Consider the following 13,478-nt stretch of genomic DNA (forward strand, 5'->3'; position numbering starts at 1 on the left):
GCTTGAGGTTTGAGTATCATTTTGGAGGACTCAAGAACTCCGTCTAGCAACTGACTCAAATGGATTGTTTTTGAAGTCAGTTGTTTAGATGAGTTGTCAACCCCTGCAACAATGATTAAATAGTGTTCGCTAACGACTTCAGGTATTTGGCTTCAGATACTTTTCTAAAGTAGACGCTAATGTCGTTTTAGGAACAGCACCCACAACCATATCCACTCTTTGACCTCCTTTGAAAATCATCAGAGTTGGAATACTGCGAATACCATACTGACTAGCAGTAGTAGCATTTTCATCTGTATTGAGCTTGACTACTTTTACTTGCCCGGCATATTGCTCTGCAATTTCCTCGACAACAGGTGCAACCATGCGACAAGGCCCGCACCAAGGAGCCCAAAAATCCACTAATACTGGGATTTCGCTGTCAAGCACATCTTCCTTAAAACTAGCATCAGTAACTGTTAAGGCGTTGGACATCCCTAGAAATCCTTATATATAAGACCCTATCAAATTTGACAGTCTCATCGTAGACACAAGAGTATCTAACGAGAGCTTCTTGCTTAACCAATTGAATAGGCAAAGCGTTAATTTTAGATTTAACAGCTTTCCTACCCTCTTGTCCACAAGAAATTAGATTATACGTCCACTGACTGTCGAACAGTAGACGAAGCCAGAGAGGAGATTAAGGCTCTCCAGTTTTTGCTTTCTTTTTGTCTATCCTACTCGGATGTTGAGCAAGCTGTTAACTCGGCAATAACTCCTCATTATATTTCAATACGGGCTTGAATTAACCATTAGGAGAACTTAGCTCAAATGCAATAATTTGAGTTAGATCATCCATCCCTGGAGGGATAACGTTACAGGGGGACACGGGAAACTCTGGCTCTATTAGAGCTTAAATCTTTTCAAAATTAAATTCAACCTTATTATGGGGACAAGGCTTAATTCATTTCGTTTCGATTTAAGTGGATTCTTCAAGGCAGACCCTTAAGCCAATCTTACCGCAAAAGGATATTCAGTTGAACAATTACTCACCTGATACCCCATTATCAAAATTTTTGTCTAACGACTTGCACAAATGAGCAGTTATCCTTATCCTAGGAGCAAGCGAATCTAAGCGGGTCGGTTCTAATTTCTAAAATTAAGAAACCGCCCGAACAAAAGTTCAGGCGGAGTGTGGTGTGAGGAGTGAACGGAAACATACGTCTCCGCTTCTTCTATTGTGACATTTTATTTCCCAGAATTCCAGGTTGAGTTGTAATTTTTACGACTCTTTAACAAGTGTTGTCAAGAATCCTTGAACTCCTCCTCCGTAAATTTACTTACCCATTCCTAACTGTTGAGCTTTTTGGTAGACTTTCCCTTCTGTTAACAGTGAAGGCGCAATCACCACTTCCACTTGCTGCATTTCTGGAATTGTCTGCGCCCCCAGGGTTCCCATACTGGTTTTTAACGCCCCCAATAAATTATGAGTTCCGTCATCGAGTTGAGCGGGGCCACGCAGAATTTGTTCTAAGGTTCCCGTTGTTCCCACCCGAATTCGAGTTCCACGGGGTAACACCGGACTCGGCGTTGCCATTCCCCAGTGATAACCCCGTCCCGGAGCTTCTTTAGCACGGGCAAAGGGAGAACCAATCATCACCCCATCAGCACCACAAGCAATACATTTACAGATATCTCCTCCGGTAATTAATCCGCCATCGGCAATAATTGGTACATAACGTCCGGTTTCTTGATAGAAATCATTCCGAGCAGCAGCACAGTCGGCTACGGCCGTTGCTTGGGGAACTCCAACCCCTAAAACCCCCCGTGAGGTACAAGCTGCACCAGGGCCAATCCCAACTAAAATTCCCGCCGCACCGGCTTTCAGCAAATCTAAGGTGATGTCGTAGGTGACACAGTTGCCCAAAATCACCGGAATGGGCATTTCTTGACAAAATTTGACTAAATCCAGAGGGGTCACAGACTCTGGTGAGAGGAAGGTGGTTGACACCACTGTTGCTTGGACAAAAAATAAATCAGCCCCAGCTTCAGCCACAACAGCGCCGTATTTACTCGCTCCGGCCGGGGTGGCACTCACCGCCGCAATACCCCCTCCGTTTTTAATTTGCTGAATGCGTTGAGTAATCAGTTCCGGTTTGATGGGTTCTGCATACAATTCTTGCATCAGGGTGACAAACTCATCTTTCCCCACTGAAGCGATGCGATCCAAAATCGGTTCTGGATCTTCGTAACGGGTTTGAATCCCTTCTAGGTTTAATACCCCCAATGCTCCTAGTTTCGATAATTCCACCGCCATGCGAACATCGACCACCCCATCCATTGCACTAGCAATAATGGGAATTTCTCGTTCAATGCCACCAATTGTCCAGGTTGTATCTGCTAAAACTGGATCAAGGGTGCGCTGTCCAGGGACTAACGCAATTTCGTCAATGCCATACGCTCTGCGGGCAACCTTGCCCCGACCAATTACAATATCCACTCTTGTATTTGTTCCCAAGACTCTATTTCTATTTAGACTATCAAAAATGAGGGGACATGGGGAAAACAGGGGACATGAGGATAGGGGCAAAAGGGAGGGGAAATGATTAATTTCTGTACAAATAAGCCAAGCGCGAAGCCATACCATAGACTCCAAACCCGTGATTAGGTAATCACAGTCAAGGGTCAACCGTTAACAACCCTCGCTAAATTTTTTAAAATTGCTAAAAACCGATAGGGAAACTGGGATATGATGAAAAAGCAAGATTGAATTGAAATTACAGGACATTAACTATGACACTGCGACTTGGGGATACCGTACCCAACTTTACTCAAGCATCCTCCGAAGGTGACATTAACTTTTATGACTGGGCTGGAGATAGTTGGGTGGTGTTATTCTCTCACCCAGCCGACTATACACCCGTTTGCACAACGGAACTGGGAACCGTTGCTAAATTAAAACCCGAATTTGACAAACGCAACGTTAAAGTGATTGCGTTGAGTGTGGATGATGCGGACTCCCACCAAGGTTGGATTCAAGATATTAACGAAACTCAAAATACCACCGTTAATTATCCAGTTTTAGCAGACCCAGACCGCAAAGTGTCAGAGTTGTACGACATGATTCATCCGAATGCAAATGCTGCGGTTACAGTGCGGACTGTTTTTATTATTGACCCTAATAAAAAACTACGTTTAAGCTTAACTTATCCTCCCAGCACCGGACGTAACTTTGATGAAATTCTGCGGGTGATTGATTCGCTGCAACTCACTGATCACTACAGCGTCGCCACCCCGGCGGACTGGAAAGATGGGGATGATTGTGTGATTGTTCCTTCCCTCAAAGACCCCGAAGTTTTGAAAGAGAAGTTCCCGAAAGGCTATCAAGAAGTCAAACCTTATTTACGTCTGACACCTCAACCCAATAAATAAACGAGTCTTCAAGAAAAAACCCAGTTTCTTAATGCAAAAAGGAGAAGCTGGGTTTTGCATTAGTCCTGTTAATCCCTAAAGGAGCTTAGACACAGGAGAGTGATCGGTTATTGTGCTAATAGATGTCGGCTATGGAAATAACACAAGTTCTTATTCAATACCTTTGCCGGGTCTTGCATAAGAACTCTGAAGAATAAGATTGTGAAGAGTTGCCGCTCCCAAGCGACTATCAAACTTTTCGATAACAGTTTGACGGCCAGCTTTAGCAAGTTGCTTACGAAATAGATCATCGGTAAGCAACTGCACAATAGCATCTGCCAACTTCTGTACATCAAAAGGAGGTACCAACAATCCGTTCACATGATCTGTGATAATCTCCACAACTCCGCCAGCCGCAGTTCCAATCGTTGCTACCTCAGCAGCCATTGCTTCTAAATAGACGACTCCCAAAGGTTCCTTGTGGGAAGCTAGTATAAATAAATCGGCAGATTGCGCTTCTGAAAGACATTCTTCTTCCCCTATAGAACCTAACAGAAGAACATCTTCATTTAGACCTAACTCATAGATTAAAGCTTGCAGTCTTGGCTGTTCTGGACCTGAACCAGCAATTCTTAACTGAAAAGGTACACCCTTTTCCTTTACGATTGCTACCGCTTTTATCAAAATATCAAAGCCCTTGCTAAAAACTAAGCGTCCAATACTCAAAATTCGCTTTGGACAAGCAACATCTAATTTCTTGTTAGAATCAGGCATCCATTTTTGGGTATCTACTCCATGCCTGGTGATGTAATGATAATGTTGTGGAGCAAGTGATGAGAAATCTTTCTGCATCTCTTCCACCATCCACTCTGCTACTAAAGTAACAAAAGCAGCATCCTCAAATTTTTCTTTTAATGCACCTCCCCAATCCTCAAATGCTGCTACTACAGTTAGTGAAAATGGTAAATCTACTAACCGTTTGACCATCATACACAAAATAGCACTGTTTCCAGGTATGGGGGTATGCAAGTGCTTGATTTGCCTGTATTTCACTTCTTGTGCTAATTGACAAGCCGGAATTATCAATGGTAGAACCGATTTCCAAGATGGTTGTTTGTCTACAGGTAAGGTAAAAGCCAACTGAATACAAGATAGAAACCCTTTCAGATGACGTACTATCGCCCAAGTCAAACTCAGGATGATTTTACTAATGCTAAGTGGCCATAGATAGCAAGTTTCAGCCTGAGCAGCTAAGGCAAAGCTATGCTTTCCCAATTCTTTAGGCTGACGAGTTGAGAAAATAGTGATATCCAGCCCCAACTCTCTAAGATGAGAGATTTCACGCCAGGCCCATACATGGGATTGTCCGGGCCATTCTGGAATTAAATAACCAATTTTCATATAAGTGCTGGTGCAAAATAAATTACCGAGTTGACAAAGGGAAGACCGGATCTGGGAATCATCAAATGTGTAAATAATTATGTTTGCGTACTTATAAGTACCTACACAAAATTATTTGCATATCCGATTTCTGGTTTTCCCTTTGTTTTAAGAGCTTCAGGTTAACCTAGTGTGTAATTAATTTTGTTTACCTACTTAGCAATCCTAAATAAATTGCCCTTTTCATTTTACTCTAATCTTAGCAGACCCAGACCGTAAAAGGTGATCAAGAAGTCAAACCCTATTTACGTCTGACACCTCAACCCAATAACAACACTTCAGACAGTTTGCGATAGCCTTCGGCTGGGCGGAGCATCATCTAGTCCAGTTAATCCCTAAAATAAAAGAAACGCAGTGCAAAATTTTAACTAGGACGTTGTTCATGGACATTAAAAACGGTTTTGTTGGCACAATTGGGAATACCCCTTTAATTCGATTAAACAGTTTCAGTGATGAAACTGGGTGTGAAATTTTAGGGAAAGCAGAATTTTTAAATCCCGGCGGTTCTGTGAAAGATCGGGCGGCTTTATATATTATTAAAGATGCAGAAGAAAAAGGATTACTAAAACCCGGTGGAACCGTTGTAGAAGGAACTGCTGGAAATACGGGAATCGGATTAGCCCATATTTGTAATGCCAAAGGCTACAAATGTTTAATTATTATTCCTGACACTCAATCTCCTGAAAAAATGGAAGCCTTAAGAACTTTAGGAGCCGAAGTTCGACCAGTTCCTGCTGTTCCGTATAAAGATCCAAATAATTATGTTAGATTATCAGGACGGTTAGCGTCAGAAATGGAAAATGCAGTTTGGGCAAATCAATTTGATAATTTAGCCAATCGTTTAGCCCATTATGAAACAACCGGGCCAGAAATTTGGGAACAAACCGATGGTAAAGTCGATGCTTGGGTCGCTGCAACAGGAACCGGAGGAACGTTTGCCGGAGTTTCGCTCTTTTTAAAAGAGAAAAATCCTCAGATTAAAACCGTTGTTGCTGATCCGATGGGGAGTGGGTTATATAGTTATGTAAAAACGGGAGAAATTAATCCTCAAGGAAATTCAATTACGGAAGGGATTGGGAATAGTCGAATCACCGCAAATATGGAAAATGTTCCCATTGATGATGCCATTTTAGTAGATGATAATGAAGCTTTACGGGTCATTTATCAACTGTTAAGAAAAGATGGATTATTTATGGGAGGTTCTGTAGGAATTAATGTAGGGGCGGCGGTAGCTTTAGCGAAAGAAATGGGGCCGGGTCATACCATTGTTACGGTCTTATGTGATGGGGGTGCTCGTTATCAATCTAAATTATTTAATAAACAATGGTTACAGGAACGCAATCTCTGGCCTGATAATTTAGATTAATTGCAGGTATGTTTTAGGGCGAGAAAACCTCGCCCCTACAGAGGGTGATATTCTATTTTTTATCTTACCAAGGACTTCCGACTAATGTAAATGCTGCCCAATAATAGGGATAGTTTAACTCGTTATTATTAAGATTTTGTAGATCGGAAGGAAGGGTAATTTCTTGGTTGTGATTGACTAAAATTAAACGACCTTCTTCAATTCAGTTATTTGTAGCAAACATTTAAGGATTTCATATTAGCTGTTGTCGTAGAAAAAGTGATCGCTCGGATACTTTTTCTGGACTTCTCAGAATCCAAGATCTCCTAGTGATCGCTTGAAATGACTCAGATGACCAAAGCCAACTATTGTCAGGTTGGAGATGCTGTCGCAGGGGCAACGTTCAAGTTAGCAACCAATCCATAAGTTGAGATGTAATCTTCTAACTCTTGTAAATCGATTGTGCCATTTTTATCGGCATCAAGAATGTTAAATAGATAATCAGTGATATATTTTCTAACTTCTTCTGAACTGCGGGTTCCTGATGTCATATCTTCAATCAGCCCTAACAATTCCATAATTTCAGCGCGATCCAGTGTTTTACTGCCATCCGTATCTAATTTAAGGAATAGCTTCTTAACATTTTCAGTTGCCATTCTCGATGAGCGTAATGTTTCTCTCAAAATGTCATTTCCGAAGGCATTCATGAACAAGATTTGCTCAATTAAAGGGATACAGAAAAATCCCAATGAAGTCCAGAAAATTGCATATCGGACAGCTTCTGGATTGGCGGTTGTGCTAATCCCCAGGAAAAGCACCGCCCAAAGGTAAAAGTTAGGATTCACCAGCAGAATATAAGCATCCTGAGCTTCTGCTTTATTGAGTTTACCCTTGGAAAACACTGCGGTTAATACAGCTAAACCCCGCATTGAGACAAAGATTAATACGGCTAAAGCAAGCTGTTGTAAACAAGCAAACGATCGCATCGGATCTGTTGCCGTAAATAAATCGGAAATAAACGTTGCGGGAGTAAACTGAAACCCTGTTACTAAAGCCATTAATGCAACAGCTAAAACACCGATAAATTTCCAGTTTTTACTGTGATGATTGGATTCAACGGGAGATTTGTCGCGCCAAAATTGGGCGAGCGCTCCCGGTATTGCTAAACCCACAATTAGAATAATGAAGAAAAAGCTCAGACTCGAAGAGTTAATCGGTAATTGTTTAGCGATCGTAAATGTTCCAATCAGTGCCAAAGGTGCGATAATTGATAAGTTTTTAGATAACACCGCCGAAGGATAAAGATTACCTCCCCAAAGCACCGATAAAATGGGGGAAGTCAAGGCAGGTGGTACCATCCAAAATAGCACCCACATGACTTTATATAAATCCTCTGGGCTTTGATACAACCCTCCAGAAAAGATTAAAAATAGCCCAACTACCCATCGTGCTATTGTCCAGCCATAAACGATATACTGCACCGTTGAAGTAACTTTTCGTTTACTTGCGGCAAAGTCAATATCCAAATAGGTGTAAAACGTTGAAGCGGCAAGACACGCAACAATAATGGCTCGAAAAATATCGGACTGAATTGCAGCAGGAGAGGCACTAATGGCTCGAACTAAAGTTCCCAATAAGAAGGCAACTGCATAAATCAAAATTGCCCACATAATGGAAAGATCATTGATTTCTTTTCGTAAAGCCGCAGCACCACCGGATTCTTTATCTCGAAATTTGACGAGATCTTCCCCACTGAGAGCTTTACCATTGGGAAGTTTCAGGTGTTTATAAGCTGTTGGAGGTAAACCGCTTAAATAAAGCGCTAAAGGCTCTAATACATATTGGTGACAAACGACTAATACCGTTTCCCCTTGTTCGAGATGAGGGACAACCTTTTCCTCATAGAAACGTGCAGCGCGATCATAAACTTGTGCAATTTTTTCTCCGGCGGGCGGTGCTTCGTTGTGGGAATGTAACATTTCCTCGAAGCCTTCATAACCCAACGCAAGGCGCAGCAAATTTAAGTTCCGCCCTGCAAAAATACCAAAGGATTTTTCACTAATCCGGTGGTCAATTTCAACGGGAATATCCGGGGATTTCAGGGCTTGACTTTCTGCCAAGGCAATTTCACAGGTTTGGCGCGCCCGTTTCATGTGAGAGACGTATACCGCATCAAACTTGACTCCTTGTTTCTTAATATCAACCCCAGCACGGCGAGCTTGTAGTTTTCCAAAGGAGGTGAGTTCCACATCTAGAACCCCTGCAAAAATATTGCGTTCGTTGCTCGTACTTTCTCCATGTCGAACAAAATAGACATTACCGAGTAAACTCTCTCGTTTTCCGATGTTGTCTTCTCTGACTTGATTGGATGTTGAAGGCGGAGATTGAGAGTTAGAGATTTTTTCCACCATAGATGGCTCCTGCTCAAAATTCACAGTATTAAATAATCGGTCAAGATCATAGCAGGGTAATAACTGATGATCTAATAAGAAAAAAGCTAATTGTAAATTTTTGTTGATGTTAATTAAAATTGTGATACAATAAAGAATATTAGTTTTTTAGAAATTTACTTAATTTGATTGAGGGAAATTCCAAAGAAATTTTTACCCTCTGCTGATTTGATTCAATATCAATCTACTGGGTTTTGGCTAGAGCGATCGCTAATAACTAGCAACTTGCATGATTTCTACTAAGCAAAAAAACTTATTTATTAATTTTTAACTCGTGAAATTCCGCATTTTTAATAGTTTCTAAAGATGGGCATTTTAAGATGTAAAATAGTAAATAAACTGCAAAATCTTAAGTTTTACGCCAACCGAATTAAAATGCCAAGTAGAAAAATTATCCTTTGGCTTGCCACAGCGTTGTTAGTGGTCATGGCGATTATCGGGATTGATACCTTTAATAAGCGCAATCAAGAAACTATCACAATTGCGATCGCTGCTCCTTTAAGCCAAGTTGGAAAAGCAACGGAGACAGTGGGTGAGTCAATGGTCAGAGGGGTACAACTCTATGTTGACCAAATTAACAAAGCAGGTGGCATTCAAGGCAAGCGACTTAGGCACGCAGATTTAACAAGGGATAATCTCATTACGGGATCAGGATTAGAATACTCTCAGTTCAATGCTGTTATTGACATTAAGCGGGACTTACTCAGTTTTAGTATCAAAAACTTACTCCCGCTTTGGTTTTTTGTGGCTGTGGCTTACTTGTTATTATTTCTGCCCTTTGAACAACTTTCTGTTGAGGCATTAAGCGGTCTGTTACTAGCCGTTGTATTTTACCACCTCAGCTTGTTACAGGCTTTACCGGATGGAGTTGGTTATGTTGTTGCTCTTGACTATGCGTTTTATTTAGAAAGGCTGCCCAAAAAATTGTTGACCTTCTGAGCGTTTTAGGGGCTGAGAAGGTCAACAATTCTCAAATATTAGGAAAACGTCAAGCAACTTGATCGGACTCAATTATTTTGTCAGTGAGATTTTATCTTGCGTGACTTGAGCAGCCTCAAGAATTTTACTGTCATCCTCCCCAGATATTTCTATAGATGCGGGGATAGCAGCAAGTTTGATCCCTTCTTGATCAAAGCATTTCCGAATCATCCGAATCAGATCTGAGTGAGCAACCCAAAAATTGTCTTTTGTCGTCCATGCAGCAGCCTTGACACTAATATAGTAGTCTTCAATACTCCAGACAAAGGTACTGGGAGCCGGATCGGGTAAAACTTGAGGATGGGATTGAAGAATGTCTATAAGCAAGAGTTCTACTTTAGCCAAGTCTTCATCAAAACCAACTCGGAACCAAAAGTTCAATTGACGAGTTGAACCATGACTCAAGTTTTCGACAATTTCGCTCCAAAGCGTGTTATTCGGAATAGAGATGATCTGAGAGTCAAAACCTTGGATTTTTGTGTTCGCTAATGTGATGGAATCTACATATCCCCAAATTTCACCGAATTTGATTTCATCTCCCACATCAAACGGCTTGTAAATCATAATCATCAAGCCACTGGCTAAGTTACCCAGGTTACTTTGCAGGGCGAAGGCTAAAACAAAACTCACCCCCCCAAGCAACGCTAAAACCGGGCCTAAGCTCACTTCCAGGGCCGTTAGAGCCAGGAGAAATCCGATCACAACGCCGCCCCGCTTGATCGTCATTACCGTAAACCGACGCATCATGGCTGATGTGCCAGTGAACAGAGAAAGCAGTCGGTTGGTCACCATGCCGAGAATCTGAGAAACAATAATGCAGGCTACTAAAACACCGACAAACTTAGCGATATTCGTACCCCAGCGAAGACCCCCTTCACTAGATTTCGCCCAACTCAGAAGTCGCAAACCTACACCTTCAGTATCTTTAGTATCAATTTCAACTGCGGTAATTGCTTGAATGTATTGGCGGTAGGCTTTGCTATCACCACCTTTTTTATCGAGTTCATCCAAAATCACGTTAAAGCGATCCACAATTGCCGTTAACTGGGATTGCAGTTCGGTAACGGTTACGATCAATTGGTTTTTAGCATCTGACTCTGCTTCCGTACTCTTTTCTAGTTGTTGCGTCGTTTTTTCCAAATGCTCCTGTTGTTTTTGCAGGTTCTGGGGGTTGTCAACAGCACCGGGTAAACTCGCAACTTTCTCCTCGGCGTTATGTTGAATTTCTGTGTTTTGCAGGGTGGCAGTAGCGTTGTCGAAATGCTGAGAGGATTGGTCGGTTGTACTAGCACCAAGCTCTTCAAGGAGTTGCTTAAGACTTTGGTAAGCTTGTTCGACTTTCTCAGTGGCAACCTGATATTCTGGTGAATGGGGATTGATACCTTTTTGAGCTTCTTGGGCATCCTCGAACCCTTTAATCCCAGCTTCTAGCTTTTCGATCTTTTGAGTCGCTTCTTCATAAGCAAAATCTCCAGCGATCATCTGATCTCGATCTGCCTTTGTTTGATCCAGAATTTGTTTGACTGTTTCCAGGGTATCGGTTTTCTCCGCCTGTTCCAACGCTTGCTGTGAAGTCTCGTCTTGCTTTAATTCTTCTTTGGTTGTTTTCGCGTCTTCAACAGATTCCTGGGCTTTTTTCAGATGTTCTTTCGCTTCTTCTACTTTTTTAGTCGCTTCTTGATATTCCGGTGAACCCGCAACGGCACCCTTTTGAAGTTTCTCCGCTTCTTCCAGGGATTGTTTCGCTGTTTCTAAGGCGTCAGTCGCTTCTTGCTGTTGACCAATCGCTTCATTTTTGCGTTTAATTGTCACTTCAGCAACGCTAATTTCCTTGGCTTTATTGTGCAGAACGAGCATCCATCCGGCGGCTTCAGTTTGAAGTTCTTCTAGGGTAAGGGGTTTGACGAGAAGTTTGAGTTCATCAACGGGAATGTCAAGTTCTGTTGTTGTCGTCGCGGCTTGCGGATCGGGAGGTGGACTGGGTTGAACGGCTTCAACCTGTTCAGCATTGGCTTCGGGAACGGAGTCTTGCTCCTGCGATCGCACCGGAGTAGTCCAAACTACAAAAACACAAACAATTCCGGTCAAGGCAATTGCTCGAATTTTATAATGCCACATTTGCGGCATTCTCCTGAATTTACAATCGAACACGTTCATGATATAAATTACTCCTGCTTAAACAGAATTCAGAGCGTTGAGTGTTCACGGGATATCATGGTTGGATAATAGCTTAAGAGCCGAGGAAAAAGTACAAGTGTAAACTTATATATAGCAAGTCTCAATTAGTTGTACAAAAGCCTCATATTTATGTTGCTTACATTCAACTACGAGTAATTGATTATTATTGGGAATGATTTGAGTTCCTGTTCCATCATTAGCTGGAATAATCGGTTGTGCATGAACGAGAGGCGGAACAATAACAGAACTCAGAATAAATCCCAATAAAGATAAAGAATGTTTAATTTTCATAGTTAATGTTAAATTCCAAAGAGTGATTTCATTCGTTTTCTAACCCTAGTTAATCTATTTATTAATTTTTCATTCCTTAGTAATACTTCTAACATAGTTTATGCAAGTGTGTAAAGGTGTCATAGGGGAAAGCAATCAGTGAGAAACTTTTGTGGAGATTAAAGTTTCAACCCTCGTCGAATTCATGTAAATTGAGTTAGGGTTCGATCGCTGCCTCTACAAGCTCTTCCGATGGGATTGAACTAGCCGAGTCATTCTGATTGGCACTAGCAGAACCTTCGCCCGTTTTCGCTAAATAAATGCCGATAGAAATCAACAGGAACCCCAGAAAGTTAAGGGGTTGAAGAAATTCACCAAAAAAGATCCAAGCAACAGCCGCAGTTGGTGCAGGTTCCAGTAGCAAAACGATGGTGACAAAGGCAGAGGAGAAATGTTTCAGACTATAGACAATTAAGCCATGTCCTGTGACTTCACTGATCAGTGCTAACCCGAATACCGCTATCCAGCCTATGGTACTCATGGGAAATATGACATCATCAATGATCCAAACGAGAGGGGCTGCAATCACTAAACCAAGCGCACAGCGCCATACTAAAATATCTGAGGTAGAGAGTCGTTGGCGCAACTTCTCGACCAGTAGAAAGCTGCCTGCATAAAACACTGAGGACAACAGTGCTGCTCCATCCCCAATAATTGCTGTGGGGCCAAAAAGTTCTTCGGTGGGGTGTAGCCAGTCACCCAGAACCAATACTACTGCCCCAACGATAGCGATCGTCAATCCTGTCAGGAATCGCCGATCAAAGCGCTGTCCAAAAAACAACCACCCCCCTAAAGCCGTGAAGATCGGTGGCATATTCGCTAACATCGCTCCGTTAGCAGCAGTCGTTTGGGTTAGCGACCATGTCCATAAAAAGCGTCCTCCCAGGTGAACCAGTGCTAAAGAAACCAGGAGCAAAATGGTCAGCTTTGGAAATGAACGCAGGCGATCGCCCCAGGAGGGCTCTGTCGTCGAACTTTCGGCTTCTGAGGTTATACCTGAATTGATTAACTCGGATGTGTTGTTGGACTCTGGCGATCGCCCCCAGCCTAAAGCATTCCAGCCTGCAAAGGCAATCGTGGCAATCCACAGCCGATTAAATACCGTCGCTTCAGCACTAATCTCACGAACTGACAGCTTGATAAATATAGCTGTAGAAGCTAGAGCGACTAATCCTACCCCTAGCAATATCAACGCTGAAGCCGAGGATTCCTTTACCTCTGATTGACTCGAATTTGGCTGCGTTTGTGTCATGGCTCTATAAGGGTAGCATGGCAAGCTTGGGAACTCGCTTACCTGGGTCAGTATTTCCCCTTAAATCTTACACCCTTCTCAACTGCTGTTTGTAGTAGCAGCTAAAGCGGAAGCA

10 protein-coding genes are annotated in these 13,478 nt (G+C 42.2%); 3 read left to right on the forward strand and 7 right to left on the reverse strand.

The window, feature by feature from the left end; genetic code table 11:
- Positions 1-138 precede the first annotated feature (138 nt).
- Entirely contained in the window at positions 139-474 is a 336-nt protein-coding gene (gene trxA, locus PL9214_RS04690; RefSeq protein WP_072717683.1) for a thioredoxin, read from the reverse strand.
- A gap of 841 nt (positions 475-1,315) precedes the next feature.
- Positions 1,316-2,479: a GuaB3 family IMP dehydrogenase-related protein gene (locus PL9214_RS04695; protein ID WP_072717684.1), complete on the reverse strand. Its 1,164-nt coding sequence runs from the start codon at positions 2,477-2,479 to the stop codon at positions 1,316-1,318.
- A gap of 293 nt (positions 2,480-2,772) precedes the next feature.
- On the opposite strand from PL9214_RS04695, the gene PL9214_RS04700 reads away from it, so the two are divergent.
- Positions 2,773-3,411, forward strand: coding sequence for a peroxiredoxin (locus PL9214_RS04700; RefSeq protein WP_072717685.1), 639 nt, complete (start codon positions 2,773-2,775; stop codon positions 3,409-3,411).
- 150 nt (positions 3,412-3,561) lie between these two features.
- Here the strand turns inward: PL9214_RS04700 and PL9214_RS04705 are convergent, their stop codons facing one another.
- Entirely contained in the window at positions 3,562-4,791 is a 1,230-nt protein-coding gene (locus PL9214_RS04705; protein ID WP_072717686.1) for a glycosyltransferase family 4 protein, read from the reverse strand.
- A gap of 421 nt (positions 4,792-5,212) precedes the next feature.
- On the opposite strand from PL9214_RS04705, the gene PL9214_RS04710 reads away from it, so the two are divergent.
- Complete coding sequence (locus PL9214_RS04710) at positions 5,213-6,196, forward strand: cysteine synthase A (protein ID WP_072717687.1); 984 nt, start codon at positions 5,213-5,215, stop codon at positions 6,194-6,196.
- 350 nt (positions 6,197-6,546) lie between these two features.
- Here the strand turns inward: PL9214_RS04710 and PL9214_RS04715 are convergent, their stop codons facing one another.
- Complete coding sequence (locus PL9214_RS04715; protein ID WP_083579882.1) at positions 6,547-8,586, reverse strand: histidine phosphatase family protein; 2,040 nt, start codon at positions 8,584-8,586, stop codon at positions 6,547-6,549.
- A 414-nt stretch (positions 8,587-9,000) separates the two neighbouring features.
- Here PL9214_RS04715 and PL9214_RS32180 point away from each other — a divergent pair, with 414 nt between their 5' ends.
- Positions 9,001-9,564: a hypothetical protein gene (locus PL9214_RS32180; protein ID WP_245824175.1), complete on the forward strand. Its 564-nt coding sequence runs from the start codon at positions 9,001-9,003 to the stop codon at positions 9,562-9,564.
- Positions 9,565-9,636: 72 nt separating this feature from the next.
- Here the strand turns inward: PL9214_RS32180 and PL9214_RS04725 are convergent, their stop codons facing one another.
- The 3 genes from PL9214_RS04725 to PL9214_RS04735 all read right to left on the reverse strand — a co-directional run bounded on the left by PL9214_RS04725 (position 9,637) and on the right by PL9214_RS04735 (position 13,363).
- Positions 9,637-11,721, reverse strand: a complete 2,085-nt coding sequence (locus PL9214_RS04725) for a mechanosensitive ion channel family protein (RefSeq protein WP_072717689.1) — start codon at positions 11,719-11,721, stop codon at positions 9,637-9,639.
- Between the two features lie 144 nt (positions 11,722-11,865).
- The gene (locus PL9214_RS04730) at positions 11,866-12,072 is read right to left on the reverse strand and encodes a hypothetical protein (protein WP_072717690.1); all 207 of its coding nucleotides are present in this window, start codon (positions 12,070-12,072) and stop codon (positions 11,866-11,868) included.
- A 196-nt stretch (positions 12,073-12,268) separates the two neighbouring features.
- On the reverse strand, positions 12,269-13,363 hold the full coding sequence (locus tag PL9214_RS04735; RefSeq protein WP_072717691.1) for a DMT family transporter: 1,095 nt from the start codon (positions 13,361-13,363) through the stop codon (positions 12,269-12,271).
- Positions 13,364-13,478 lie beyond the last annotated feature (115 nt).

Origin of the sequence: Planktothrix tepida PCC 9214 (assembly GCF_900009145.1) — a bacterium.
Classification (GTDB): domain Bacteria; phylum Cyanobacteriota; class Cyanobacteriia; order Cyanobacteriales; family Microcoleaceae; genus Planktothrix; species Planktothrix tepida.